Here is a 25,160-nt window from a genome sequence, read left to right on the forward strand (position 1 = left end):
GTCAACCCCTTCCAGGTGTCTCGTCCGTTGCGGCCAGCAGCCCGCCCAGTGCCCGCACCGCACGCGCGGCCGAGGGCGAGGTGCGGGCGACGTCGTACGACTTCCAGCACCCTGCGCAGACGTTCTCGAAGCGCCCCTCGCGCAGGGCCTCGAAGCCGGGCAGCCGCGCGGCCCCACCGGGGCCGACGCTCCCCATCACCGTCAGCAGCGCGTCGCCTCGGAAGGCCGACAGGGCTTCGGCCACGTCCGCGGGACCGTGAACACGGGTGCGCAGCTCGATCGGTCCGTGCCCGGTGATCAGCGCCTCGTTGCAGCAGGGGATCACCACGCCGTCGTAGCGCACGGTGGGCGAGCCCAGCAGCGAGCACGCCGCCAGCGCGCTCACCTCGTGCAGCCGCCGGATGGCGAACACCTCCGAGCCGCGGCCGTAGCGCAGTGGCGTGATCAGCTTCGTCTCGGCCCACTCGTCCCATCGCGGGCCGAACGCCTCTTCCAGAAGCGCCTCCGCGTCGCGGGCACCGTCACCCTCGTCCAGCGCCTGCACCACGATGTGGCTCCCCGCGTCACGGACCGCTCGCAGCGCGGACACGAAACGCGGGCCCGAGACGCCCCCTTGGTGAAAGCCGTCCGTGCTGAGGAAGACCGTGGAGATCGCGGGCAGCAACCGGCGGACCCAGGACGGAACGCCGCCGTCCTCGCGCGCCCAGTAGCCGCTGGTGAACACGACGGTCTCCAGCCCGGCGGCGGTGAACTCCCCGATCGCGTAGGGCAGGGCCCGCTGCTCGGCGAACGGCTCGCCCCCCGAGACGGCGACCGACCGCAGCCCCTCCAGGTCCCGGATGCCCGCGACGACGTCCCGGAAGACCTTCCAGTCCACGACCCGGCCGCCGTCGGCCCTGGCGTCCACCGAGCAGTGGGCGCATCCCACGGGGCACTGATCGGTGATGTACAGCAGAATCGATTCTCCCGCGCTGCGGCGGGCCGCTTCGGTGTCAGCGAGCGTGGGCCGGCGTCCCATGGTCCTCCTCCGATCCCAGAGCGACGAGTCCACCGTGCCGGGAGCGGCGGCTGGAGAACGCCGTCGCGTCCTGCCGCTCGACGACCTCCCGTGCCGTGCGTTCCAGCAGCCGGCCCGAGTCCGTGCGCAGATACGCCGTCAGGCGCTGCTCGGCCTCACGGTCGCCGGCCAGGCCGACGCAGTTGCCGCACATCCCCTTGTCGCACGCCGCCTCGGAGAACCGGCCCGCGACATAACTCGGGCCGAGGGCCCGCAGCGCCCGGAACATCTCCCGCTCCAGCAGGAGCTCGCGCAGTTCCGGCCACGACTGGCGCGCCGCGTGACCGAGGATCAGGTGCTCGGGCTGCCGCCGCTCCACGAGGTCCTGGTTGCAGCAGGCGTACACCGTGCCGTCGTACGTCACCAGCGGCCAGGTCACCCGGTCGCACGGGTCCACGGCGGCCACCGGCTGGCCGGACGTCGGCGTGGGTGTCAGTCCCGCCAGGCCACGGCCGCGGCCGATCGCGCTGAGCGTGCCGACCAGGATCGGCACCTGGTCGTCGAACTCCCGCCGCACATCGGCGATCAGACCCGTCAGATAGGGGTCGTCGTCGTTCCGGCCGGTGATCTGGAAGCTGACGCCCGGCACGATGTCCCGGATCAGGTGCATCGCGCGGAAGACCTCCGCCCGGCTCACCTCGCGTTCGTGGAACTCGTCGAGACTCGCAGCGAAGTGGTCGACCTCGCGGGCGGCCGCGGCGACGGCAGCCGGCAGGCGGCGCCCCTCCCGCGCGAACCACATGCCCGACAGCACGTACGACCGGGTGCCCACCGCCCGCGCGGCCCGTGCCAGGTCGCCGACCAGCCGCGCGCGAAGCAGCGCCTCTCCCCCGGACATCAGCAGCAGATCGGGCCGGGTCTGCGGATCGAAGGAGTCCACCAGCCTGCGGAACGGTAACTCGGAGTGCTGCTCACTGCTGAGCGAGGAGTCCGTGGAGCAGTGCGCGCAGGACAACGGGCAGCGGCGGGTCAGGGCCAGGTAGACGCCGGCCGCGGCGATACTGCGTCGGGCGCCGATCTCCAGGAGATGCACGTGCGCTCACCCTCTCCCGCGCGCAAGGGCTCCGGCGATCTCCTCGAGGGAGCTGAGAACGCGCTCGGCGGAGGGGTCGTCGGACCGGGCCAGCGCGGTCACCAGGGACACCAGCCGCTCTGCGGTGGCCGCGTGGGGAGCGGACGGGCCGGGCGGGCCACCCGCGATCGCGAGCGCCGCCGAACACTGGCGGGCCAGCTCCGACACCAGCTCGATGACCGCGGCCTCACCGCGCGAGCCCAGATCGGGGTCGAGGACCTCCATGATCCCGAAGATCGAGCCCGCGGTCTCCAGCGGCGCCGCCACAATGGTCTTCGGCACCAGTCCGGTGGAGGCCGCGAAGTCCTTGTTGAACAGGGGGTTGTGCTCCAGGTCGTCGGCGATCACCGCTTCGCCGCTCTGGAACACCCAGCCGGCGATCCCGCTGTGGTCGGGAATCTTCCAACCCAGCAGATGGTCCTCCCGCGGGTTCGACGTGGCCTCCAGGACCAGGGAGTCGGCGCCCGCGTCGTGCAGGAAGATCGAGGATGCGGGAGCGCCGAACACGAGCCGCGCCAGCCGCACGGTCGAACGCAGGATCTCGTCACGCCGCGACAGCGCGGCACCGGCCTGCGCCCCGGGAGAAAGATCGTCATTCCCCGCTGACGTCATATCCGGGCTCCTTCGCCTGGGTCGCTGATTTCCATGAAATTATCGGACAGGGCGGCGAGAACATGCTTGATCTCGCCGACAGGAAGATTCGGGTGTTTTCCGAGAATGCGAGCGACGAAGCCGCTCACATGCGGAGTGGCGAAGCTGTTCCCGGAAAGCAGCGAGCTCGACCCGTCCGTCCACGGAACCGAGATCTTCACACCCGCCGCAAAGAATTCCACGGGCGGATCCGCACTGACCTCGATACGTTCGGTGTCCTCACTCTCGTGCGAACCGACGGAGATCACGGAAGGGAACGTCCAGGGAAAACTGCGCACCGGACTGTTGTGCGCCGCGGCAACGATGGCCACCCGGTTGAAGTAGGCCTCGTCCGCGATCTCATGGAGGGCCGCCTTGTAATCGGCCTTGCGGGAGGACAGGCTGAGGTTGATCACGTGGAACCGTTCGGCGACCGCCCAGCGCAACGCGGCCAGTAGGGCGTTCCCGTCCCCGCCCAGCCCCGGCCCCAGCATCCGGACGCTGGTCAACGCCGCTTCGGGGGCCACTCTGCGGATGATCGCGGCGCAGGCCGTGCCGTGACCCGCCGCATCGCCCTCCGTGTCCGGGACCAGGCGGTATTCCGCCGGGGATCCGTCGGCGGCGACACGCTCCACGGTGAACGCGCCCTCCAGCGGGGCGACCTCGGGATGGTCCGGCGTCACACCGCTGTCGATGACACACACCCGGACCCCGGCGCCGCGCGAGTCACCCCACGCCCATGTCCGGTCGATCGCGTCAGATCCAGGGAATTGAGATCGGTCGACGAGTTTTCCCGAATTCATATGGGCGAAACGAACGGAGGCCCGCCGCGTCCCCGATATGGTCAAGTGCACCGTCCAGTTCGTTCCGGAAAAATCCACGCCGAAAGGAACCGTCCAGCCGGCGCCTTGCGAAAACGAAGTCCGACACTCGCTCGGCCGGCCTGTGCAGAGATGACATTAGGACGACGTGTGAACGACCCGCAAGGGTCTCCCGAAAATTTCTCCGAGACACATCCGTCCGAACCCCGGAGTTACCCGCACTTCATCCACCCCAAACACGGTCGCCCGCATAACGCAGAGAAGCCAATGAGAAAGATGTTATTCAACGCGACTCCTGTGACATACGCGCCAACCGACGGTTCGTGATCAAGCCGGCTCGGCCGGCACCGGGTAAAAGGTCGGCCGCCGCAAAGATGCGAAGAGCCTCGATCAGGCCGAGACGGAGCACGCGGACGACGAGTAGACGCTTTGGGTGGAAGTGCGATAGGGGATTCTTCGGCGCTGAGCGAGAGTTGACGGACCTGCATCGCCGAGGGCCTTCGGCCTCCCGGTGAGCGTCGTCGACACCGCATCTGGCCGCAGTGGCTGCACGGCACCAACCCGAACGTGACCGCGCTCGGCCCCTACAACATCGTTCCCGCCCTCAGAGAGGCACTGAGTACCGTGGACCGCCGCATCTTCCTGTCCGTCACCGGAGCAGCACTTACCGCCCTCGCGGCCGGCTGGGCAGCCGGCGACACCCACGCGCAGTCCGAGACGGCATCCGGGCCGCCGGTCGGGGACGAACTGGTCGCCATGCTGGAGGAATCCAGCGCAGGGCTGACCTCGCTGCCCACCGAACAGCGCCAGTACACCCCCGACTTACTCGACGCCCACCTGACGACCGTGACCAACCTGCTCGAGAACGGCCGCTACCCCAAGCGCGTGGGCCTGCGCCTGCATACCCTGGCCTCCAGCCTCTCCCAGACCGTCGCCTGGCACCGCTTCGACGTCGCCGACCACCCGACCGCCGCGAAATTCTGGATCGCGGGCCTGCGCAGCGCCCACGCCAGCGGCGACCGCGACATGGGCGCCGCACTCCTTGGTGATCTCGCATACCAGGCTGCCTGGCGCAAGGACCACGTCACCGCGGCCGGCCTCCTGGAACACGCCCTCACTCGCAGCGAACACCCCGCCGCCCGATCCTTGTTGAACCTGCGTCTCGCCCGCACCCTGGCAGCACAAGGAGAACGCCGCGCCGCACTGCGGTCGCTCGACGCGGCCGAGCGACTGCTGGACACCGCCTCCGGCAGCGAGCGGCCCGCCTGGTGCGCCTGGCTCTCCGAGGCCGACCTCGCCGTCGACTCCGGGCAGGCCCTGCTCGACCTCGGCGACACCGCCCGTGCCCACCGCCTCATCGGCGAGGGGCAGGCCTTGCTGCCCCCCGCACGGGACAAGACCCGAGGTGTCTTCCTGGCTTATCGCGCTGCGAGCCACCTCAACCTGCGCGAACCGGAACTCGCCGCGGCCACCGCCCGGGAATCCCTCCAACTGGCCCGCCGCATTGGGGCACCCCGCTGCGTCCAGCTCGTCCACGACCTCATCCCGCGCTTCCGCAGCTACCGCAATGCAGAGGGCGTCCCTGAACTGCTCCACCTCGCCGCGAGCTGATCCGACAGCGCGCGGGAGATCGGGCGGGGCAGTGACTCCCGCCTCGGAGGCGACCGCGCAGGTGCACCTGCAGTTGCAAGCGCAGGCGGACAAGGGGCCCTCCAAGGGGCGTGCCCTGCCCTGCCCAGAATTGGCGGCGCGAACGAGTCTGTCGACGGGCCTCACCGGCCGTTGCGACAGACCTGACAGGACACCCTCCCAATCAGTATCCGGGCTCAGCCGTGCAGCTCGATGATCACGACGGGTAGTGGAGCTCGAAGAGGGAGCGGTTCTCGTTGACGAATTCCTCGACGGTCACCAGCGGCCTGCCGGTGATGGTCGGGGCCGCAGCACTGACGCCTGCCAGACGCCCCTCTTGCTGGTCAATGGCGGCCGCCTCGAAATGCTTGAGTTTGGCCGTGTCGTCCGCAAGACCGATCATCTCGAGGAACGTTGACACGGTGACCTGTTCGAAGGGAAGGTCCCTGCCCAGCACCCGGCCCACCTCGGCTGCGAGTTCCTGGTGGCTGTACTCCACCGGGCCCGTGAGCGTGTAGATCTGGCCGCCGTGCTTCTCGGGCGAGGCGAGGATCTTGGCGGCGGTCAGTGCGATGTCACGGCCGGCGATCGGAGCGAAGCGGCCGTCCCCGTTGAAGGGCATCACGTAGCGGCCGTAGCGGATGAGCCTGGAAATGTAGAGCAGCCACTGCATGAAGAAGGTGACCCGCAGGTGGCTGGTCGGGACTCCGGACCAGTCGAGGACCTGCTCGGCCAGCCAGTGGTTCTGGGTGGTCTTGCTTCGCGCGTAGGGGCGGGATTGGATCTGCGACAAGTTCACGATGAGCTCGAGATCTTGCTCCTTTGCGGCCTGCGCGAACATGACGGCCGCCTCCACGAGGCCCTCCCCCAGAGGGAAGTTGAAGTAGGCACGCTGGACCCCTTCCAGGGCGACACGGACGTCGCGGAAGTCGAGGAGGTCACCGAGGACAACCTCCGCCCCCGCCGCGCGCAGTTCCTGTGCGCGTGCATCGTCGCTACGGACCATGGCGCGGACGTTGAAACCGTCAGCGAGCAGGTAGTCGACCATCGGCCGACCGGTCGCGCCGTTCGCGGTCGTGATCAGGATCATGGTCATTACATCTCTTCTTTCAGCTGCCGCCCGGTGTGGTCGCGGGATGCGCACCGAGTTCGAGGCGATCACCGCACATCGTTAGATTACCAACATAATCCACGAGGTCGGATCGTGCATCCGGGGCCGTGACCTGCGCGCCTCTCTTCCTCGATCTTCAGCGTCGGCCGACCTCTCGACCGATGAAGCGCGAGAGGAAGAGATGCCCCGGGCGGCCGGGGCGAGGATCGGAAGGAGGCGGGGCAGTGCAGTCCCGACCCGGCCTTCGCGAGATGGTGGCATCCTTGGCGGGTGGTCTCATCCGATCATGCGGGCGCCGCGTTCTTCGATGTCGACGGCACCCTCGTTCCAGGCACGAGTTCGTCGGCCTTTCTGGCCGGCTTCCTTGGTCATCGCGAGGAGCTGGTCAGGGCTGAGGACGCCTACGCCTCGGGTGTCCTGGACAATCGGCAGGTCTCCGAACTGGATGCTGCGGGCTGGGCCGGGGTTCCCGAAGACCAGGTCTGTGGCTGGCTCGACGGGCTCCCCTTGGTCTCGGGCATCACGGAGACCGTGGCATGGTGCCGGCAGAACGGGTTGGTGCCCGTGCTGGCGACCCTCGCCTGGTCGCCCGTCGGCAGCTACCTGACTGACCGCTTCGGTTTCCACACGTTCAGCGGACCTCGGCTGGAGACCGCCGACGGCCGGTTCACGGGCCGGGTGGCCCGTCACTTCGACGAGTACGACAAACGCGATGTCGCCCTCGCACAGGCCCGAGAGCTCGGGGTGGCCCCCCGTTTGTGCGGAGCCATCGGAGACAGCCGCTCCGACCTGCCGCTCTTCGCATCCGTCGGGTTGAGCGTGGCGTTCAACGCATCGGCAGGAGCGCGCGAGGCGGCAACCGTCACGGTGGACGACGACGACCTGCGAAGCGTGCTTCCCGCTTTGCGTCGCTTGCTCACGGCCACTCGTTGATAGCCGCGACCAGGACGGGCGCCTCGTAGCGGACCGCGAACCTGTCGTACCTCGCGGCTACGGCCCGGTGGCTTGTGAGGCGGTTGCTCCCCCACTCGACAGCGTGTCGCTCGCAAGGGTCGGCGCGGTCCGACTTCGGCGGCCGGCCGCCATCTCACCCTGCGCAGGGGCAAGATGGGCGCATGATCCTTCGCCTCTTGCGCGACACCGACGAGGACGCCGACGCGATAGCGGTCGTGGCCTCCGCCGCCTTCGGCGCCTCCGATGCCCTGCCTGGCGGCGACCCGCCCGAGGAGATGCCTCCCGAGCTGGCGCCTCTGCTGCGGCGGCGCAACCGGTACGTCGCACGGACCGACCCCGGTGGCTGCTGGCTGGCCGTGGACGAGACCTCCGGCATGCCGCTCGGGGTCGCCCTGTCGACACGCCGCGAGGGGACATGGGGCCTGTCGCTCCTTGCCGTGCTGCCCTCCGCGCAGCGGCAGGGGGTCGGACGCGAACTGCTCGCCGCCGCCATGGCCCACGGACGCGGCTGCCTGCGCGGCATCATCTGCAGCTCCCCCGACCCCCGGGCGGCGGCGACCTACCGCCGGGCGGGCTTCACGCTGCACCCGGCGATGCGCCTGGAGGGTGCCGTCCGCAAGGGCGACCTGCCGGCGCCGGACGGGGCGGTGCACGAGGGGTCGGCCAAGGACCGCGACATGATGGACTCCGTCGACCGGCGCACCCGAGGCAGCGCCCACGGCCCCGACCACGACCAGCTGCTCACCGAGAGCGACCTGCTGGTGGTCGACGACCTCGCCGGAAGCGGCTACTGCTACATCGACCGGTACGGGAACATACGGCTGCTCGCCGCCACCTCCCGCCGCCTGGCGACCCGGCTGCTCACAGCCGCGCTGCTGAGCCTGCCCGAGGGCACCCCGGCACAGGTCGGCAATCTGACGGCCGAGCAGCAGTGGGCGGTGGACGTCGGCCTGACCGCGGGCCTGGAACTCAGCACGTCCGGCTGGATCTGCCTGCGCGGGATGCGGCCGCCGGAGCCGTACATCCCCTCGGGCTTCTTCGGGTGACGTCGGAAGCACGTGGCGTGCCTTCCCTGCCCCAGGCGCTTGACTTCGTTCGGCGTCGGACCTTGGCGAGAACCGGTTCTCGCTCGGTCTCGGCATCGGCGGTGCGCTGACCGGGCCGGGCCCCGGGCCGGACAGAGATCCTGACGCGGACTCGCCAAGTGCGGCACCGTTGGCCGCGGCGATGCCGCCGACCCGACAGCGGGCCGGCAGCGCTCGTCGGCGACGATCCGCCCGCGGACCCCGGGCAGAGGCCCACCACGTGCGGCGGAGAGATCATGGCGATCTCTGAGCACACGACCTGGCCGGGACGGTCTGGTCGGCGGCCATCCTCACGGGGGACGACCCGAAGACTGTCAGGCGGCATGTCGAGGCCCGCGCGGACGGTCACAAGCCGTACGAACGCGAGCCGCGGAGTCGCGACGGCAGGCCGCCGGAGGAGGGCCACAACGAGCGCGGAAACGTCACGCGGCGCGCCAGCAGGGCGTGAGGGGTCAGCGATGCGTCGCAGATGACCGTCGGCGTTCAGTGCACACGAACAGTTCGTGGAGTGAGCCGCCGTAGAGTCGTGAACTCCCGCGGCTGCGCTCGAGGATCAATCGGGAACACCGGTGACGGCTACGGTGTGCCTTTGCGAGACAGACGGCATTTGGTCGAACTGGCTGCCACCGAACCGAGCAGGCTGCAGACGAGCCGGAGCCTGGGTCCCGTCTGCCACTCAAGCCGAACAGCCGCGGACAGGGGGTGTCAGAGGTGACCTTTAGGCTCCCATTCATGATCGGCGGGGTGTGCCCGCGGTGCGTAAAACGGGGCCAGGGTGACCGGGTTGGGATGGTGGAATGGGACGCCGGAGCGTCGGGAGCGGTGGGTACTCGATCCGCTGGTCGGGGTGGGGCCGCTGCGGTTCGGGATGGATTCCGGCGAGGTGAAGGCCGCCCTGGGCGGGCCGCGCGACGGCGGCACCTGGGTCGCGGCCGAAGGCACTCTGCGGGCTGAGTACCCGGGGATGGGCCTGAACTGCATGTACGCGCGAGGGACGAGCCTGGTCGCCGTGGCCGTCAACGCTTTCCAAGGCCCCCTGGTCCGGGTCGGTGAGGTGGAGCTGATCGGTCGAGTTCCGTCCGAGGTGCGTGCTGAGATCCACGACCTTGCCCGACGGGAAGGGGCCGCAGTGCGGGTGAACTGGAGTGGGGACCCGGAGATCGCGGCCTGGGGCGTGTCCATGGGCACCGAGCCCGATGGCGAGCTCTCGGCCGAGGGTTATCCGGTACAGAAGGACAGAGTGATCACCTCAGTGCTGCTCGTCGGGCCCGGGCTCGCGCACGACCCCTACGCGACGACGCCGGTGATGCACTGGCGCGACGTCACCGGCCGGGGACGAAACCCCGGGGCCTGGCCGGTGACCCGCGGAGCTGACCGTCCGTATTGGGACTGGGTGCCGCTGGAGCGGGTGGGCCCGCTCCGCTTCGGAATGAGCCCGCCCCAGGTGGCGAACGCCCTGGGTGGCGAGGTCCCGGCGGGTCGGATCGGCGACTTCCCCTTCTGGTTCTACGCCAGGGACGGGCTGTGGAATCTGCGCGAGGACCGCTTCGAGAATGCCGGTGTGAGCGCGCACTACTGGACGAACCCGGACGGCGTTCCGCGGCTGGGCGCCGTGACCGCGTACGGGCGCACCGGGCCGCAGGTCCTGTACGCCGACATCCCCCTGGTCGGTACGGCACCCTCCTCTCTCGGAGCGGCCATCCTCCAGCATGTCGAGGACCACGATCTGGGCCTGTGCTTCAGCCCCAGCGGTGCGATGACCCCGTCCGGGGTCAACCTGGCGCTGGACGCGGTGAGGGCCGGAGACGCAACCGTCAGCGAGCCCACGTTCTACGCCGAGGACTGGGAAATGTAAGGAGCTCGGACTGACACCCGAGCCGGCTGGCGACCTGGACGTCGACAAGTCTCCTCGATCGGCCGTCATCCCTGGTTCGAGCGCTGCTGTCACCAGGGCCGATGACCGGGGCCCTACGTGCCCGTGGCCGCGCGCTGCCGTCCGTAGTGGCGGGCGACCCGGGCCCGGTTGCCGCAGGAAGGTTTACACCATTCCTGCCGTCCATGGGTCTTGAGGAAGTACCGGACGCACCGAGGTGCCGTGCACGCCCGCAGCCGCGCCCGATCCGGGCCGGTCAGGAAGTCGATCACGGCGCGCGCCAGCGTCGCGACCAGACGGGTCCGTGTGTCGCCTGCCGAGGAGGCCAGTCGGACGGTGGGTTCGCCGTCGCCCGGCCAGTCCAGCTGCGGGACGACCGGCTCGGCTGCGGCACACCCGTTCAGCAGCTCGAGCGCCTCGGCGGCCGGTATGAGCCGGCGCGCATCCGCCGGGCTCGGCGGAGCCGGGCTGACCGCCCTGGCGAACAGGGCCCGGGCGGCCTGCCGCAGCGCGATGATCTCGCCGTGCAGTGGCACGTCCACGGTGAGCCCCGACGTCGCCTCGGCCGAGGGTTCGCCGTGCGTCGCCAGCCACGCAGCCGTCTGCTCGGCCGTGGCCAGGTCGTCAACGACGCCCCCGTTCCCGTCATGGCGAATGGTGCTCACCAACTCCAGCGCCAGACAGCGCTCCATGTCGCCGCTCCCCCTCTCTACCGGACGATCGGGCACCACTTGATCACAACTCTTGATCACCTCAACGCCCCTACCCTATGGTCACTAACGCCAAAGTGAAAGCTATCCATTAGCTGCCCTGGTCCGACCCTGCCCTGTCCTGAGCGGAAGGGTGACCACGCAAGCAAAGGAGACAGATCAATGACAGTCCTGCTCGCACAGATCAGCGACCTGCACCTGGACGGCAGCGAACGGGCGACCGAGCGAGCCGCGCGGGTCATGGACCACCTGCGCGACCTGCCGCACCCCATCGACGCCCTCCTGGTCACCGGCGACATCGCCGACCACGGCACGCAGAGCGAGTACGAGGAGGCCGCCAGGCTCCTGTCCGCACCGTTCCCCGTGCTGACCTGCCCCGGCAACCACGACGTGCGCCCGGCCTACCGCAAGGCCCTGCTCGGCGAGGCACCCGGCGGGCAGCCGATCAACCAACTCCACCACGTTGCCGGTACGGCGGTGCTGATGTGCGACTCCACCATCCCGGGCCGGGACGAAGGGCTGTTGGAGCAGCAGACCCTCGACTGGATCGACACCACCCTCGCCGGCCTGCCGTCGTCCATGCCGGCGCTGATCGCCTTCCACCAACCGCCGGTCGCGCTCCACCACCCTCTGCCCGATTCCGGCATGCTCCGCCGGCCGGAAGGCCTCGCGGCCGTGCTCGACGCGTATCCGCAGGTCGTCGCGGTGATCACGGGGCACGCGCACACCGCCGCCGCCTCGACCTTCGCCGGCCGTCCGCTGATCGTCGGACCGGCCGTCACCTGGACCCTGCGGATGCCGTGGGAAGGCGACCGGCCCGCCGACCGTGACCAGCCGCCCGCGCTCGCCTTCCACGTCCTGGACGACGCGTACCGCCTCACCACGCACTTCCGCGTCGTGCTCTGACGGCCCCTCAGTCGCAGCCACCGCTGTGCACCCGTACGCCGTCGCCGGGTTCCTGGCGTCGGTCTTCCCGCTGATCGCCACCCCCGGCGCCAGCCTGGCCCTGCTCATCCGGCAGGTCACCGAACACGGCCGCCGCCAAGCGCTGCCCGTCATCCTCGGCACCGCCGGCGGCCTGTACGTCCACGCCACCCTCGCCATCGCCGGGCCGGCCGCCGTGGCCATGCACTCCGGCCGTGCCTACGCCGCGGTCCGACTCGGCGGCGCCGTCTATCTCATCGGCCTCGGCCTGTGGACCTGGCGGTCCGCCCACGTCGGTCCGGCCGCCGACGGGCCCGGCGGCCGCCCGGCGACCCGGACCCGCCTTTCTCCATGCACTGCTGGCCAACGTCCTCAACCCCAAGGCGGCCTCGATCCATCTCACCCTCGTCCGCAGTTCCTGGACCGACATCAGCCGCTCGCCGGCCAGGTCCTCACCCTGGCCTGCGCCCACGCACTGCTCGTCACCGCCTGGCTGCTGGGCTGGACCGTCCTGCTCGGCCGGACGACGCAGGCACTGCGACCCGCGGCTGCGGCACTGGGGACGAGAGCCACGGCCGTCGCCCTGCTCGCCATGGGCATCCGATCCATTGCCTGAAGGCCCTGCCCGCGGGCTCCACGTGGCGCTCCGACGCGCCGGTCCAGCGGCTCGGTTCACCTCGACCCGGCGCTCGCGGACCCGGGCCGGATCCGTGGACACCTGTCACGGCGGGTCGGGCGTCCTCCGGCTACGCGCAGCCCATGTGCGAGCAGTCACCATCTGCCGGCAGCACCGAGGGGCGGTCCGGCCCGTACGAAGGCGCACGGGCCGAGGCCAGGCGGGCGGGTCAGACCTCGGAGTTGAGCCGGCCGGAGCGAAACGGTTCGACCTGGTGGGGCAGGTCGGCGAAGCCTGCTTCTGCGAGCGCTCGGGCGAGTCCCGGCAAAGCCGCGATACGGGCGACGAGGAGCGGGTCCACCTCGATGCGGGCGCGGTCCCCGAGGTCGCGGACGCGGAGGTCCCGCGCGTCCACCCCGGCCTCGGTCGTCAGCGCCCGAACGGCCCTCTCCGCGCGGTCGATGCGGGCCAGGCGGTGAGAGGTGACCTCGATCCCGTAGCGGACGCGGCTGGCGAGGCAGGGGGTCGCGGGTTTGTCCCAGGTGGGCAAGGCCCAGTGTCTGCTGAGGCGGCGTACGTCCGCCTTGGTCAGGCCGGCGTCGAGGAGCGGTGTGCGGATGCCGCGCTCCCGCCCGGCGCGGATGCCCGGACGGTGGGGGTCGGATGCGTCGTCGGCGTTGGTGCCGGTGGCCACGACGTCGACGCCGTGCTCGTGGGCGAGCGCGGTGATGGTGTCCAGCACCTCGGACTTGCAGAAGTAGCAGCGGTCGGGCCCGTTGGCCCGGTATCCGGGCCGGGTCAACTCGTGCGTGCGCGGCGTGAGATGGATGATCCCGAGGTCGCCGGCGAGGTGCCGCGCACGGGACAGCTCACCGTCGGCCAGGCTCTCCGAGACGGCGGTGACGGCCAGGACGCGCTCAGGCCCGAGCGCCCGTGCGGCCGCGGCGAGGACCAGGGCGGAGTCGGCGCCGCCCGAGTAGGCGACGGCGAGGGAACCGCCGAGCGCGCGCACGCCGTTCAGCAGCCGGCGCTCAAGGGTGTCGTCACTGTGCACGGTGTTCCTCCTGGCTCGTCTCCGTCGCCCCTTCCCGGCTCAGGCGCAGTGCGCGCGCGGCGACGGCGCGCAGGGGCAGACCCAGCGCCGTGGCCGCGGCCGCCACGTCGTCGTGCTCGGGTTTGGCCGCGTACGGACCGTGTTTGACCCGGATGGCGTGTCCGTCGACGTCGACGGTCTCGAAGGCGCGCGGCAGCGCGGTGCGGGTCGCGGTGATCCGCCGGATGCCGAGGGCACCGGTCTCGGCCAGGACCATGTCGCGCAGCCGTCCTTCGTGGTGCGCGGTGGTGAGGAGGTGCAGGACCTGCGCGGGCCTGCCCTTCTTCATCACCGCGGCGGTCGTCCAGGCGTCGAGGGCACCGGCGTCCAGGAGGCGGGTGACGAGGTGCCCGAGGAGTTCTCCGGTGACGTCGTCGAGGTTGGTCTCCAGGACGACGACTTCCTCGTTCGCCGTGGTCGGGACCGGGTCGCCGAGGGTGACGGAGACGAGGTTGGGCCGGTCGGACAGGCGGCGCGACCCCGCCCCGTAGCCGGTGGCGCCCAGTGTCATGGGGGGCGGCGGGCCGTAACGGGTGCGGACGGCGCGCAGGAGTGCGGCGCCCGTGGGTGTCACCGTCTCCCCGGAAAGGTCGCAGCCCCTGACGGCCGCTCCGGTCAGCAGGGCGAGGGTGGCCGGCGCCGGGCAGGGCAGGACGCCGTGCGCCGCGTTCACCTCGCCGCGGCCGAGCGGCAGGGGCGAGCTGATGACGTCGGTGATGCCGAGGGCGTGCAGGGCCGCGGCGTTGCCGACGATGTCCACCAGGGTGTCGTGTCCGCCGAGTTCGTGCAGATGGACGGTGGCGGGGTCGGCCTCGTGCAGTCTCCCCTCCACCTCGGCGATGGCCGTGAGGGCGGCGACGGCGAGGGTCGCGACGGGGCGGGGAGCGGCCCGGGAGGCCATCTCGATCACCTCGGCGGCACGCCGCTCGGTGCACGGATCGGTGACCTCCACGCGTACGCGGGTGGCGGCCAGTCCGTGGTCGGTGACGCGTTCGGCCGTCAGGTCCCAGCCGGTCAGGCCGGTGGCGGAGACGGCGGACCGGATCCGGTCGAGCGGTGCCCCCGCGTCGATCAGGGCGCCCAGCAGCATGTCCCCGGCCAGTCCGGTGAACGGGTTGATCCAGCAGATCACCTGGCACCTCCCGGGTCCGCCGTACCGCGGGACCGGGCGATGCGGTGAACGGCCATGGCCGCCGAGAACCCGGAGTCGATGTTGACCACGGTCACGCCGGCGGCGCAGGAGGCGTGCATGGCGAGCAGCGCGGTCACGCCGTCCAGCGAGGCGCCGTACCCGGTGGAGACCGGAACCGCCACGACGGGGGCGGCCACCAGACCGCCGACGACACTGGCGAGGGCGCCCTCCATGCCCGCCACGACGATCACCGCGTCCGCGGCCCGCAGCAGACCGCGGACCTGCAGCACGCGTTCGAGTCCCGCCACTCCCACGTCGTGCACGGCCGTCGTGTCCAGCCCGACGGCCGTGGCCACAGCGGTGGCTTCGGCGGCCACCGGCCGGTCGGAGGTCCCGGCGGCGGCCACCACGACGGAGAAGCCCGATGCGGCGGCAGGTCGCCAGAGCAGCAGCCGGGCCTCCTCGTCGTACGATCCGGACTCCACCCGCCCCAGGACGGCCGTCGCGGTGTCCGGGGCGACGCGGGTGACCAGGACGGGCCCGGTGTTGTGCTCCAGGAGGCCGGTGACGATGCCGGCGATCTGCTCCACGGTCTTGCCGGGGCCGTACACGACCTCGGGCAGTCCTTGCCGTGCCTCGCGGCCGATGTCGACGCGTGCGTATCCGAGGTCCAGTACGTCGTTCACAACCGGCTCCCTTCGATGTACGGGATGGTCTGCGGACCTTCCGGCAGGACGCACAGGCGGGCCTGCGGGCCCGCGGCGGCCAGGGCTTCGGCGACGGTCGCGGAGATGTCCCGGGTCTGCCGCAGGTGGGCCGCGGCCAGTTCGTCGTCACTGAGGTAGGAGGTGTGCATGATGACCTGACTGCCCGACTGGATACGGGCCTGGATCTGCACCTGCCACTGGTCCGGAATCGTCTCGGTGCGCGCGGAGATCTCGTTCAGGAGCGCCTGCGGGGACGGGGCCGAGGCCAGGACCCGGCGGTAGGAGCCGTGGTCGGGGAAACCGTCGCGGCACTCGGCCGCGCACACGATCGTCCCTCCGGGGCGGACCACCTGGTAGGCCGCCGACATCCCCTTGACCGCCTGGTACAGGTTCTGGTCCAGCGGGAAGCCGGAGTTGGTGGTGACGACGACGTCGAACGGTGCCCGCACCGGGCGCATCGCCATGCGCGCGGCCGCGGCCGTGGCGGCGGCGTGCATCGGCGGCAGATCGCCGCCGAACGCCGCGACGACGTCCTTGTCGCGGTTGAGCACCACGTCGAACGCGAAGGTGACACCGGTGGCCTCCGCGATGGCGCGCACGTCGTTGTGAACCGGGTTTCCGCGGGTGATGCCCCAGGTGGCGCGCGGATCGCCGATCCGGGCCGCGTCGTGCAGCACGAGCACGGTCTCCAGACCCGCCAGGCCGGGGGCGACGAGCTTCGGGCCGCCGGAGAAACCGGCGAAGAAGTGGGGTTCGACGAAGCCCGTGGTGATCCGGACGTCCGCCTCCACCCACTCCCGGTTGAGCCAGACCGGTACGCCGTCGCCGTGCCTGCCCATCCACGTCAGCCGCGAGGCGTCGCGGGCGTCGTGGTTGACGATCCTCACCGTGTCCGCGATCTCGTCGCCGAACATCGTCCGGAGTTCGGACGCGTCGTTGCCGCGATGGGTGCCCGTCGCCACGAGGATCACCACGTCCTCCCTGCGGACGATGCCGTCCAGCTCGTCCAGCAGGGCCGGGATCATCAGGTGCCGGGGCTGCGGCCGCGTGCCGTCGCAGGCCGAGATGGCCACCGTCTGCCCCGGGCGCACCCTCTCGGCCAACGGGGGCCCGGCGACCGGTTCGCGCAGGGCCGCGCGCAGGACGGCCGCCTGGTTCCGGGCCGCCGGGTGGTGGACGGGCTCGACGACGGTGGTCCTGTGCGGATCGACGTCGATGTCGAGCCCTGACTGCCCGTAGGCGAGACGTACTTTCACCGGACCGCCTCCACGGCCTCTGCGTCGTCGGCCCGCCCCCGACGGTGCCGCTCTTCCAGGCGATAGGCGCGTTCCGCCGTCGCGCGGAAGACGTGGGAGCGCTCGGCCTCGGTGAGGCCGTCCGTCAGTGCCTCCGCCGCGCCGACGACCTCCTCGTGCGAGGCGGCCGGCAGGCACACCGGCCAGTCGGAACCGAACATCACTCGCTCGGGACCGAACGCGTCGAGCACCACGTCGGCGCAGGGACGCAAGGTTGCCACGCTCCAGCGGTTCCGGCCGGCCTCGGTGACCATGCCGGACAGCTTGCAGAACGCGTTAAGAAGGGCCGCCAGTTCGCGGACCAGCGAGGTCCAGGGCTGCATCTCACCGGTGGCCACGGGGGGTTCTGCCGGATGGTCGAGCACAAAGGTGAGTTCCGGCAGCTCCCGGACGGCGTCGATGGCCGCGGGCAGTTGATGCGGACGGACGAGCAGGTCGTAGGCGAGGTCCGCCCGCGCGACCAGGCGCAGACCCCGCCGTACATCAGGCCGGCTGAGCCAGCGGGGGTCCCGCTCGTCCTGCACGAGGTGCCTGGTGCCCACGAGCAGTTCGCCGCCCGGTGCCGCCCGCAGGGTGTCCAGCGTGCGCGGGAGGCGGTCGGACGGGAGGTCGACCCAGCGCACGACCCCGGCGACGGTCCCGGCCGTCGAGGCCAGGGTCAGGAAGTCCTCGGTCTCGCCGGTGTCGGGCAGTACCTGGACCAGGATCGTGCGGTCGACGCCCGCTGCCTGGCCCGGCGGCGCCAGGTCCTCCAAGGTGAAGTCCCGCCGCACCGGGGCCGTACCGGGTGCGTCGAGCCACGCGTGCACACGGCGCCGCGGACCAGGACCAGGACTGGGAGCGGGGCCGTGCGTGGCGGACGGGGACGGTGCCGGCCGCCGGACGTGGTGGTGTGCGTCGATCCGGCTCATCGCTCCTCCGCTTCCAGGACGTCGAGCTCCGGCCACAGCTCCTCGGGGATCGTCATCGAGGCGAGCGCGGCGTTCACGGTGATCTCCTGTGCGCTGCGCGCCCCGACGACGACACCGGTGACCGCCGGATGGCGCAGGGGGAACCGCAGCGCGGCGGCGGCAAGCGGGACACCGTACTCGGCGCAGCGCTCACCGAGGGCCCGGGCGTGGCGGAGGACCGCTTTCGAAGCCGGCGCGCGGTCGTACACGGCGTCCGGGGCCAGGTTCGCGAGGATGCCGCTGTTGAAGACACCGCCGACGAGGACGCCCACCGCGCGTTCGGCGCACGCGGGCAGCAGTTCGTCGGCCGCGCTGCGGTCCAGCAGCGAGTAGCGGCCGGCCACGAGCACGCAATCGAGGTCGGTCTCGGTCACGAAGCGGGTGAGCATCGCCGTCTGGTTCATGGCCGCGCCCATCGCCCGGACGGCTCCCTCGTCGCGAAGCCGGGCCAGCGCCGGGTAGGCACCGCGCACGGCCTGCTCCCAGCAGCCGTCCGGGTCGTGGATGAAGACGATGTCGAAGGCGTCGAGACCGGAGCGCTCCAGGCTTTCGGCGAGTGAGCGGTAGACGCCGTCGGCACTGTAGTCGCGGACCGTGACGAGGCCGGGCGCGCCATGGAAGGCCTCGTCTCCCGGGGCCGGTTCCCCCGGTACGGGCAGCCGGCCGACCTTGGTGGACACCGTGGTCTCCGCGCGCGGCTGCCCGGCCCCGGTGAGGAACGCGCCGAGGCGCTGTTCGGCGAGTCCGGCGCCGTCGTGCGGGGCGGTGTCGAAGTACCTGATCCCGGCGGCCCAGGCGGCCTTCAGCGTCTCGGTGGCCTGCCGGCGGCCGGCGGCCGAGGCGAGGCCGCCCAGCGGCGCGGTGCCGAGCCCGACGCGGCTGACGCTCACCCCGGAGCGTCCCAGAGGTACCCGTTCGGTGTACCAGGGCCGGATCGCGGGGGGGCATCAGGCCCGCCCGAGGACGTGCCGCCTGCGGCTGGGCCGTTCGATCTCCGCCCTGACGACGTCGCCGGCGCGCGGGAATCCCATCGGGCTGCTCCTCGTCGTCGGTGTCACGTGCCCGCCGGCGGGCGGCGGGTCGTTGGGCCGGGCCTTCGAGCGGACGACGCCGTGCCGGGTCACCGCCGGCCCTCCGGGACGTCGCCCGTGGCACCGGAGGCGGGTTCGAGGTGCTCGCGCAGCCACTGTTCGGTGTTGCTGACGTGCAAGAGGGCGGCCGCCTGCGCCAGGGGGGCGTCACCGGCGGCCAGCGCCCGGTGGATTGCCTCGTGTTCGGCGACCGTCCGTCCCGCGGCGTCGTCGTCGACCAGGCCACGCCAGACACGGGCACGCAGCGTCCGCCCGGAGATCCCCTCCAGCAGGGTGGCGAGGGTGGCGTTGCCGGTGGCCGCGACGACGGCACGGTGGAAGGCCGCGTCGTGCTCGTTGAGGCGCTCCACGTCGTCAAGGGCCGCCCGCATCGCCTCCAGATGCCGTTCGACCTCCCGCAGTCCCGCGGCCGAGATCCGCGTGGCGGCCAGACCCGTGGCGATCGGTTCGAAGAGCCGGCGCACCTCGGTGAGCTCCAGCAGAGTGTCGCCCCGCAGCAGCTCCACCGCCGAACCGATGCTGCTCAGCAGCAACTCCGGTTCCAGGCTGGTCACATACGTCCCGTCGCCCCGGCGGATCTCCAGCACCCGGGCGACGACCAGCGCTTTCACCGCTTCCCGCATGAGGTTGCGGGACAGGCCCAGCTCCGCTGCCAGTTGCTGCTCGGGCGGCAGTTTGGCGCCGGGCCGCAGCTCGCCCGAGTGGATGAGGTCCCTGATGCGGTCGATCGCCTTGTCGGTCAAAGACATCCGTCTGCTCCCTGCTCGTCGCCCAGGCGGCGGCAGCGTAGCAATACATCCCATCACTGCGGAATACATGGGATGGCCCGCACTCCACGCCCGATGTGGGACTGTCACATAACTGCAGGTCAGAAGCGTCTCGCGATCCTTTGCCTGCCGGGGGTATGGACATCCATGCGAGCCGACTCTATAAATCCATCCAATGTCCGACGCTGGTCGCAACGAAGAGAACATCTCGTTGACACATGAGGACGGGTGGTTGCCATGAAGCGGGGAGTGCGCCGGAGCCTCCGAGCCGGAGGCGCCGGAAGCGATGACTGAGCTGATCACCGCAGTCGAAGCGGTCGACGTACGGTTCCCCACGTCGCGTAAACTCGACGGTTCCGACGCCATGAATCCCGAACCCGACTACTCGGCCGCCTATGTGACGGTCCGTACGAGTGCCGGGGCGGAGGGATACGGACTCGCCTTCACCGTGGGCCGCGGCAACGAGGTGGAGGTCGCCGCCATCAGGGCCCTGGCGCCGCTGGTCGTCGGACTGCCCGTCGAGGAGGTACTGGCCGATCTGGGAGGCTTCTCGCGTCGGCTGACCGGCGACAGCCAACTGCGTTGGCTGGGCCCGGAGAAGGGGGCCATCCACATGGCCGCCGCAGCCGTCGTCAACGCCGTCTGGGACCTGTACGGCCGCCGTACCGGCAAGCCGGTCTGGCGTCTGCTGGCCGAGCTCTCCCCGGAACAGCTGGTCGACCTCGTCGACTTCCGCTACCTCCAGGACGCCCTCACCCGTGACGAGGCGCTGGAGATCCTGCGACGCGCCGAGCCCGGCCGCGCCCGGCGTACCGCGCACCTGCTGGAGCACGGCTACCCGGCCTACACCACGACTCCGGGCTGGCTCGGCTACGACGACGAGAAGCTGGTGCGCCTGTCCAAGGAAGCGGTCGCCGAGGGCTTCGGGCAGATCAAGCTGAAGGTCGGCGCCGATCGCGAGGCGGACGTACGCCGGATGCGGCTGGCGCGCGAGGCGGTCGGCCCGGACGTCAGGATCGCCGTCGACGCCAACCAGGCGTGGGGCGTGCGGCAGGCGATCGACTGGATGGCGGCGCTCACGCCCTACGACCCGTACTGGATCGAGGAGCCCACTTCCCCGGACGACATCCTCGGCCACGCCGCCATCCGCAGGGCGCTGGCTCCGGTCAAGGTCGCCACCGGCGAACACACCCACAACCAGGTGATGTTCAAGCAGCTGCTCCAGGCGGGCGCGCTCGACGTGCTGCAGCTCGACGCCAGCCGCACCGCCGGGGTCACCGAGAACGTCGCCGTCCTGCTGCTGGCCGCCAAGTTCGGCGTCCCGGTGTGCCCGCACGCCGGCGGGGTCGGGCTGTGCGAGATGGTGCAGCATCTGGCGATGTTCGACTACGTGGCGGTCAGCGGCACCACCGAGGACCGGGTCATCGAGTACGTCGACCATCTGCACGGGCACTTCACCGACCCGGTGCGCATCCGCGACGGCCGCTACCTGGCGCCCATCGCTCCCGGTATCGGCGCCGAGCTGCATCCGCGGTCCCTGGAGGACCACCGCTATCCCGACGGCCCCGTGTGGGCCGCAGAGGCCGGCGGATGAGCGCCCCCGAGTCAGCGGGCCCGAAGGCGCTCGGGACCGGCGCCACCTGCGGCATCCGGCCGGCCGCAGCCCGCCTGCCGGCGTTCCGCGGGGCCAGGACCGCCCGCCCCGGCCTCACCCCCGACGACGTCCCCGAACCCCTCACCGGCATCAGCGCGGACGCCGCCGGCGGAGGCACCGGAGGCCTGCCCGTCCGCCCGCGCGCCTGATCCCGGCCCCTCCCCGGACTCCGGCACGCCCGCCCCCACGTCCGCCGGCGTACAGCCCCGCCCCTGCGACCCACCGGCAAGGAGAACGAGCAATGGAGCTCAGATTCACCCGGCACGTATGCTTCGGCGGCCTCGCCGCCCTGACCGCCTTCGCACTCACCGCCTGCGGCGACTCCGGATCCTCGTCGGGCACGGGCGGCGGTTCGACAGTGATCGGGGTCGACTACCCGCGCTCCGACACCGACTTCTGGAACTCCTACATCAAGTACACCCCCGAGTTCGCCAAGGAACTCGGGCTGGACCTGAAGACCACCAACTCGCAGAACGACGTCGCCAAACTCACCGCCAACGCACAGACCTTCATCAGCCAGGGCGTCAAGGGCGTCGCGATGGCGCCTCAGGACACCGCGGCCATCGCGCCGACCCTGGCGCAGATGGAAGCCAAGAAGATCCCGGTCGTCACGGTGGACACCAGGCCCGACACCGGCAACGTCTACATGGTGGTCCGCGCCGACAACCGCGCCTACGGCGAGAAGGCCTGCCAGTTCCTCGGCACCAAGCTGAAGGGCGAGGGCAAGGTCGTCATGCTCCAGGGCGACCTCGCCTCGATCAACGGCCGGGACCGCACCGAGGCCTTCAACGAGTGCATGGCGAAGAACTACCCCGGCATCAAGGTCCTCGGTGAGGCCACCAACTGGGACGGGGCGGTCGCGGCGCAGAAGCTCCAGACCGACCTGACCGCGCACCCCGACATCAAGGGTGTCTACATGCAGTCCAGCTTCGCGCTCGCCGGCACCCTGCAGGTGCTCAAGCAGAAGAACCTGCTGGTCGGCCCCGATGACGAGAAGCACGTCTTCATCGTCTCCAACGACGGAATCCCCGAGGAGCTCAAGGACATCGCCGCCGGGAAGATCGATGCCACGGTCTCCCAGCCCGCCGACCTGTACGCCAAGTACGCCCTCTCGTATCTCAAGGCGGCGATCGACGGCAAGACGTTCAAGCCCGGCAAGACCGACCACGACAGCACGATCATCCAGGTCCGCGAGGGTCTGCTGGAGGATCAGCTCTCCGCCCCGCTCGTGACCGCGGACGGCGGCACCTACGGCGGGGTTGCCAGCCTCAAGAGCGACGACCCGTCCCTGTGGGGCAACAACCTCGGCTGACCGGAAGGGCGGTACACACCATGGTCACGGCTCATCCCGTGGTCCAGGCGTCGGGGCTGACGAAGCGGTTCGGCTCCACGGTCGCGCTGCACGACGCCGGGATCACGATCAAGCCCGGGGAGACGCACGCGCTCGTGGGCCGCAACGGGGCGGGCAAGTCCACCCTCGTCTCCGTCCTCACCGGACTTCAGGCACCGGACGAGGGGACGGTGGCCTTCGACGGCGCGCCGGCCCCCCGGCTCGCCGACCGGGATGCCTGGCGCAGGCGGGTGGCCTGCGTCTACCAGAAGTCCACCGTCATCCCCCAGCTCACGGTCGCGGAGAACCTCTTCCTGAACCGGCACGGCCGGGGACGGGGTGGCCTGATCAGCTGGCGCACGGTCCGTGGCCGGGCACGCGAGGTCCTGCAGGCCTGGTCGGTCGACGTGGACGTGCGCACCCCCGCCGGAGAACTGAGCATAGAACAGCGGCAGTTCGTGGAGATCGCCCGCGCGCTGTCGTTCGGCGCACGGTTCATCATCCTGGACGAGCCCACCGCGCAACTGGACGGATCGGCCATCAACCGGCTGTTCGCGCGGATCCGGGACCTCCAGCGCCAGGGCATCACCTTTCTCTTCATCAGCCACCACTTGCAGGAGGTCTACGAGATCTGCGACATGGTCACGGTACTCCGCGACGCCCGGCACATCCTCACCGCCCCCGTGGCGGAGCTGCCCCGGGCCGAACTCGTGGCCGCCATGACGGGCGACAGCGCGGACAGGGGCGGTGAAAGGCGCCGCCGGCCCGCCGGCACCCACTCCCCCGCCGTACTCGCGGTGGAAGGCGCGGCTGTGCGGGGAACGTACCGCGACGTGTCCTTCGAGATCCGGGGCGGGGAGATCGTCGGTCTCGCCGGCGCGGCCGGCAGCGGCCGTACCGAGGTCGCGGAGACGGTCGTCGGACTCCGGGCCGCCGAAACGGGAACGGTCCGGATCGCGGGGGTCCGGCCGCGGCCGGGCAGCGTCCCCGCCGCGCTGGCCGCGGGTGTGGGGTTCGTCCCCCAGGACCGTCACCACCAGGGGCTCGTGCCGGAGATGTCCATCGCGGACAACGGGACCCTGACCATCCCCGAACGGCTCGGCTCAGCGGGCCTCATCGACAACCGCCGCCGCGACGCCTACGCCCGCTCGATGATCGACAAGCTGGAGATCAAGACACCGGGGCCGCAGCTGCCCGTCTCCGGACTCTCGGGAGGCAACCAGCAGAAGGTCGTCATGGCCCGGGCCCTGGCCAACGATCCGAAAGTACTGGTGCTGATCAATCCGACCGCCGGCGTGGACGTGCGGTCCAAGGAGTTCCTCCTCGGCAAGGTCGAGGCGATCGCCGAGTCCGGCACCGGGGTGCTCATCGCCTCCGACGAACTCGACGACCTGCGCACGTGCGACCGGGTCCTGGTGATGTTCCGGGGCCGCGTCGTGGCCGAGAGGGCCGGAGGCTGGCACGACCACGAGCTCGTGGCCGCGATGGAAGGAGTGGACCTCGATGTCTGACAGCGCGGCCGCGGCTGCCGAGAAGAGCCCGGACGGCGGGTCGCCCGACGCCGCGGGCGTGCGGCCGGCCGCGGCGACCGGAAGCGGTCACCGGATCGCTCTCGCACGACTGCGCGACCTGGCGCTCGTTCCCGCGATCATCGCGATGGCGATCGTCGGCCAGTTCGTCAATCCGGTATTCCTCCAGGCGGACAACCTGATCAACGTCCTGCAGACGATGTCCGAGATCGCCCTGCTCGTCCTGGCCCAGACCCTGGTGCTGATCGTCAAGAAGATGGACCTCTCCCTGGAGTCCACGATGGGGATCGCACCCGGGGTCGCTGCCTGGCTCACCGTCCCGGCCGGCGCGACGCACGGAATCGGCCTGCTGCCCGGCGGCTGGTCCGTGCCGGTCACCTTGGCGGTGGGTCTGCTGATCGGCGTGGTCAACGCCCTGTTCATCATCCGGTTCGGCCTCAACGGCTTCATCGTCACGCTCGGCATGCTGATCGTGCTGCGCGGTGTCCTGACCGGCATCTCCGGTGGCCAGACGTTCTTCCAGCTGCCGCCGTCGATGCTCTACCTCGGCACCGCCCAGTGGGCGGGCATGCCCGCCTCGGTGTGGATCTGCCTGCTCCTGTTCGCCACCGGCATCGTGGTGCTCGGCTTCACCAGCTTCGGCCGCTCCTTGTACGCGATCGGCGGCAACGTCGACGCGGCGAAAGCGGCGGGCATCCGTACCGACCGTGTGCTGTGGACCGTCATCGTCACCGCGTGCGTGCTGGCGGCGCTGAGCGGCCTGCTGCTCTCCGGACGCCTGGCCTCGGTGGCCTCCGCCCAGGGCAACGGCTACATCTTCACCGTCTTCGCGGCGGCGGTCATCGGCGGCATCAGCCTCAACGGCGGCAAGGGCACCATGTTCGGAGCCTTCACGGGCATCCTGCTGCTGTTCATGATCCAGAACGTCCTGACCCTCGGCGGCGTTCCCGCGCAGTGGATCGGCGCCCTCAACGGCACGATCATCCTCATCGCCCTGGCGCTGTCCCGCATCACGGGCGGCAGGGCCCAGGAATAGGAACCCTCCGACCGGGCCGAGCCGGGCGACAGCCATCCGCGCGTGCGGACCGAGCGTGCGGACCGCGCCCGCGGTTCCGCGGCGCACTCCTCGG

Annotated in this window: 25 protein-coding genes; 11 read left to right on the top strand and 14 right to left on the bottom strand. The window is 70.9% G+C overall.

What is annotated here, in order from left to right; translation table 11 throughout:
- Position 1: 1 nt before the first annotated feature.
- From ACIP98_RS34375 to ACIP98_RS34390, 4 genes are read right to left on the bottom strand one after another with little or no spacing between them, the layout of a single operon-like run.
- A complete protein-coding gene (locus tag ACIP98_RS34375; RefSeq protein WP_319660810.1) occupies positions 2 to 1,018 on the bottom strand; it encodes a radical SAM protein in 1,017 nt (338 codons plus the stop codon).
- Positions 993 to 2,090 carry a radical SAM protein gene (locus ACIP98_RS34380; RefSeq protein WP_319660811.1) on the bottom strand — a complete coding sequence of 366 codons (1,098 nt, stop codon included), beginning with the start codon at positions 2,088 to 2,090 and terminating at the stop codon, positions 993 to 995. Before ACIP98_RS34380 ends, ACIP98_RS34375 begins: the two co-directional genes overlap by 26 nt.
- A 6-nt stretch (positions 2,091 to 2,096) precedes the next feature.
- Positions 2,097 to 2,741, bottom strand: a complete 645-nt coding sequence (locus ACIP98_RS34385; protein ID WP_319660812.1) for a GAF domain-containing protein — start codon at positions 2,739 to 2,741, stop codon at positions 2,097 to 2,099.
- A complete protein-coding gene (locus ACIP98_RS34390) occupies positions 2,738 to 3,640 on the bottom strand; it encodes a S8 family serine peptidase (RefSeq protein WP_401979837.1) in 903 nt (300 codons plus the stop codon). The genes ACIP98_RS34385 and ACIP98_RS34390 overlap by 4 nt, the downstream gene beginning before the upstream one ends.
- A 507-nt stretch (positions 3,641 to 4,147) precedes the next feature.
- Here ACIP98_RS34390 and ACIP98_RS34395 point away from each other — a divergent pair.
- Positions 4,148 to 5,191, top strand: a complete 1,044-nt coding sequence (locus tag ACIP98_RS34395; RefSeq protein ID WP_401979839.1) for an XRE family transcriptional regulator — start codon at positions 4,148 to 4,150, stop codon at positions 5,189 to 5,191.
- Between the two features lie 235 nt (positions 5,192 to 5,426).
- Here the strand turns inward: ACIP98_RS34395 and ACIP98_RS34400 are convergent, their stop codons facing one another.
- Positions 5,427 to 6,305, bottom strand: a complete 879-nt coding sequence (locus ACIP98_RS34400) for an NmrA family NAD(P)-binding protein (RefSeq protein ID WP_401979842.1) — start codon at positions 6,303 to 6,305, stop codon at positions 5,427 to 5,429.
- Positions 6,306 to 6,590: 285 nt separating this feature from the next.
- Between ACIP98_RS34400 and ACIP98_RS34405 the strand changes: the two genes are divergently transcribed.
- From ACIP98_RS34405 to ACIP98_RS34415, 3 genes are all read left to right on the top strand, one after another.
- Positions 6,591 to 7,253 (top strand): HAD family hydrolase, encoded by a 663-nt coding sequence (locus ACIP98_RS34405; protein ID WP_401979844.1) that lies wholly within the window; start codon positions 6,591 to 6,593, stop codon positions 7,251 to 7,253.
- 182 nt (positions 7,254 to 7,435) lie between these two features.
- Complete coding sequence (locus ACIP98_RS34410) at positions 7,436 to 8,320, top strand: GNAT family N-acetyltransferase (protein ID WP_401979847.1); 885 nt, start codon at positions 7,436 to 7,438, stop codon at positions 8,318 to 8,320.
- Positions 8,321 to 9,143: 823 nt separating this feature from the next.
- Positions 9,144 to 10,214: a hypothetical protein gene (locus tag ACIP98_RS34415; RefSeq protein WP_401979849.1), complete on the top strand. Its 1,071-nt coding sequence runs from the start codon at positions 9,144 to 9,146 to the stop codon at positions 10,212 to 10,214.
- A 113-nt stretch (positions 10,215 to 10,327) separates the two neighbouring features.
- Here the strand turns inward: ACIP98_RS34415 and ACIP98_RS34420 are convergent, their stop codons facing one another.
- Positions 10,328 to 10,924, bottom strand: coding sequence for a CGNR zinc finger domain-containing protein (locus ACIP98_RS34420; protein ID WP_401979851.1), 597 nt, complete (start codon positions 10,922 to 10,924; stop codon positions 10,328 to 10,330).
- Positions 10,925 to 11,104: 180 nt separating this feature from the next.
- Between ACIP98_RS34420 and ACIP98_RS34425 the strand changes: the two genes are divergently transcribed.
- Both ACIP98_RS34425 and ACIP98_RS34430 read left to right on the top strand, forming a co-directional pair.
- Positions 11,105 to 11,848, top strand: a complete 744-nt coding sequence (locus tag ACIP98_RS34425) for a metallophosphoesterase (protein ID WP_401979853.1) — start codon at positions 11,105 to 11,107, stop codon at positions 11,846 to 11,848.
- Between the two features lie 25 nt (positions 11,849 to 11,873).
- Positions 11,874 to 12,482 carry a LysE family translocator gene (locus tag ACIP98_RS34430; RefSeq protein WP_401979855.1) on the top strand — a complete coding sequence of 203 codons (609 nt, stop codon included), beginning with the start codon at positions 11,874 to 11,876 and terminating at the stop codon, positions 12,480 to 12,482.
- Positions 12,483 to 12,711: 229 nt separating this feature from the next.
- Here ACIP98_RS34430 and larE read toward each other — a convergent pair whose 3' ends face one another.
- Genes larE through ACIP98_RS34470 form a run of 8 tightly spaced genes read right to left on the bottom strand, consistent with a single transcriptional unit; the run spans position 12,712 to position 19,499 of the window.
- Positions 12,712 to 13,536 carry an ATP-dependent sacrificial sulfur transferase LarE gene (gene larE, locus ACIP98_RS34435; RefSeq protein ID WP_401979857.1) on the bottom strand — a complete coding sequence of 275 codons (825 nt, stop codon included), beginning with the start codon at positions 13,534 to 13,536 and terminating at the stop codon, positions 12,712 to 12,714.
- Positions 13,526 to 14,707 (bottom strand): nickel pincer cofactor biosynthesis protein LarC, encoded by a 1,182-nt coding sequence (gene larC, locus ACIP98_RS34440; protein ID WP_401979859.1) that lies wholly within the window; start codon positions 14,705 to 14,707, stop codon positions 13,526 to 13,528. Before larC ends, larE begins: the two co-directional genes overlap by 11 nt.
- Positions 14,704 to 15,393 (bottom strand): nickel pincer cofactor biosynthesis protein LarB, encoded by a 690-nt coding sequence (larB, locus tag ACIP98_RS34445; protein ID WP_319660829.1) that lies wholly within the window; start codon positions 15,391 to 15,393, stop codon positions 14,704 to 14,706. Before larB ends, larC begins: the two co-directional genes overlap by 4 nt.
- Positions 15,390 to 16,670, bottom strand: a complete 1,281-nt coding sequence (gene larA, locus ACIP98_RS34450; RefSeq protein WP_401979863.1) for a nickel-dependent lactate racemase — start codon at positions 16,668 to 16,670, stop codon at positions 15,390 to 15,392. The genes larB and larA overlap by 4 nt, the downstream gene beginning before the upstream one ends.
- A complete protein-coding gene (locus ACIP98_RS34455) occupies positions 16,667 to 17,620 on the bottom strand; it encodes an amidohydrolase family protein (RefSeq protein ID WP_401979866.1) in 954 nt (317 codons plus the stop codon). The genes larA and ACIP98_RS34455 overlap by 4 nt, the downstream gene beginning before the upstream one ends.
- Entirely contained in the window at positions 17,617 to 18,549 is a 933-nt protein-coding gene (locus ACIP98_RS34460; RefSeq protein WP_401979867.1) for an aldo/keto reductase, read from the bottom strand. The genes ACIP98_RS34455 and ACIP98_RS34460 overlap by 4 nt, the downstream gene beginning before the upstream one ends.
- A 57-nt stretch (positions 18,550 to 18,606) precedes the next feature.
- Positions 18,607 to 18,783, bottom strand: coding sequence for a hypothetical protein (locus tag ACIP98_RS34465; RefSeq protein WP_401979869.1), 177 nt, complete (start codon positions 18,781 to 18,783; stop codon positions 18,607 to 18,609).
- Positions 18,780 to 19,499: a FadR/GntR family transcriptional regulator gene (locus ACIP98_RS34470; protein ID WP_319660833.1), complete on the bottom strand. Its 720-nt coding sequence runs from the start codon at positions 19,497 to 19,499 to the stop codon at positions 18,780 to 18,782. The genes ACIP98_RS34465 and ACIP98_RS34470 overlap by 4 nt, the downstream gene beginning before the upstream one ends.
- A gap of 304 nt (positions 19,500 to 19,803) precedes the next feature.
- Here ACIP98_RS34470 and ACIP98_RS34475 point away from each other — a divergent pair, with 304 nt between their 5' ends.
- From ACIP98_RS34475 to ACIP98_RS34495, 5 genes are all read left to right on the top strand, one after another.
- Positions 19,804 to 21,111 carry an enolase C-terminal domain-like protein gene (locus ACIP98_RS34475; protein ID WP_401979871.1) on the top strand — a complete coding sequence of 436 codons (1,308 nt, stop codon included), beginning with the start codon at positions 19,804 to 19,806 and terminating at the stop codon, positions 21,109 to 21,111.
- On the top strand, positions 21,108 to 21,320 hold the full coding sequence (locus ACIP98_RS34480; RefSeq protein WP_401979874.1) for a hypothetical protein: 213 nt from the start codon (positions 21,108 to 21,110) through the stop codon (positions 21,318 to 21,320). The genes ACIP98_RS34475 and ACIP98_RS34480 overlap by 4 nt, the downstream gene beginning before the upstream one ends.
- Before the next feature lie 92 nt (positions 21,321 to 21,412).
- Positions 21,413 to 22,483 (top strand): sugar ABC transporter substrate-binding protein, encoded by a 1,071-nt coding sequence (locus tag ACIP98_RS34485; RefSeq protein WP_319660836.1) that lies wholly within the window; start codon positions 21,413 to 21,415, stop codon positions 22,481 to 22,483.
- Positions 22,484 to 22,503: 20 nt separating this feature from the next.
- Complete coding sequence (locus ACIP98_RS34490; RefSeq protein WP_401979877.1) at positions 22,504 to 24,012, top strand: sugar ABC transporter ATP-binding protein; 1,509 nt, start codon at positions 22,504 to 22,506, stop codon at positions 24,010 to 24,012.
- On the top strand, positions 24,005 to 25,066 hold the full coding sequence (locus ACIP98_RS34495) for an ABC transporter permease (RefSeq protein ID WP_401979880.1): 1,062 nt from the start codon (positions 24,005 to 24,007) through the stop codon (positions 25,064 to 25,066). Before ACIP98_RS34490 ends, ACIP98_RS34495 begins: the two co-directional genes overlap by 8 nt.
- Positions 25,067 to 25,160: the final 94 nt, after the last annotated feature.

The sequence above is a fragment of the Streptomyces sp. NPDC088354 genome (assembly GCF_044753585.1).
GTDB lineage: Bacteria > Actinomycetota > Actinomycetes > Streptomycetales > Streptomycetaceae > Actinacidiphila.

Excerpts from the sequence above, each read along its gene's own strand:
- ACIP98_RS34375 (WP_319660810.1), bottom strand. The coding sequence starts at position 1,018 with ATGGGACGCCGGCCCACGCTCGCTGACACCGAAGCGGCCCGCCGCAGC.
- ACIP98_RS34385 (WP_319660812.1), bottom strand. The coding sequence starts at position 2,741 with ATGACGTCAGCGGGGAATGACGATCTTTCTCCCGGGGCGCAGGCCGGT.
- ACIP98_RS34400 (WP_401979842.1), bottom strand. The coding sequence starts at position 6,305 with ATGACCATGATCCTGATCACGACCGCGAACGGCGCGACCGGTCGGCCG.
- ACIP98_RS34410 (WP_401979847.1), top strand. The coding sequence starts at position 7,436 with ATGATCCTTCGCCTCTTGCGCGACACCGACGAGGACGCCGACGCGATA.
- ACIP98_RS34420 (WP_401979851.1), bottom strand. The coding sequence starts at position 10,924 with ATGGAGCGCTGTCTGGCGCTGGAGTTGGTGAGCACCATTCGCCATGAC.
- ACIP98_RS34425 (WP_401979853.1), top strand. The coding sequence starts at position 11,105 with ATGACAGTCCTGCTCGCACAGATCAGCGACCTGCACCTGGACGGCAGC.
- ACIP98_RS34455 (WP_401979866.1), bottom strand. The coding sequence starts at position 17,620 with ATGAGCCGGATCGACGCACACCACCACGTCCGGCGGCCGGCACCGTCC.
- ACIP98_RS34470 (WP_319660833.1), bottom strand. The coding sequence starts at position 19,499 with ATGTCTTTGACCGACAAGGCGATCGACCGCATCAGGGACCTCATCCAC.
- ACIP98_RS34475 (WP_401979871.1), top strand. The coding sequence starts at position 19,804 with ATGACTGAGCTGATCACCGCAGTCGAAGCGGTCGACGTACGGTTCCCC.
- ACIP98_RS34480 (WP_401979874.1), top strand. The coding sequence starts at position 21,108 with ATGAGCGCCCCCGAGTCAGCGGGCCCGAAGGCGCTCGGGACCGGCGCC.
- ACIP98_RS34485 (WP_319660836.1), top strand. The coding sequence starts at position 21,413 with ATGGAGCTCAGATTCACCCGGCACGTATGCTTCGGCGGCCTCGCCGCC.
- ACIP98_RS34490 (WP_401979877.1), top strand. The coding sequence starts at position 22,504 with ATGGTCACGGCTCATCCCGTGGTCCAGGCGTCGGGGCTGACGAAGCGG.
- ACIP98_RS34495 (WP_401979880.1), top strand. The coding sequence starts at position 24,005 with ATGTCTGACAGCGCGGCCGCGGCTGCCGAGAAGAGCCCGGACGGCGGG.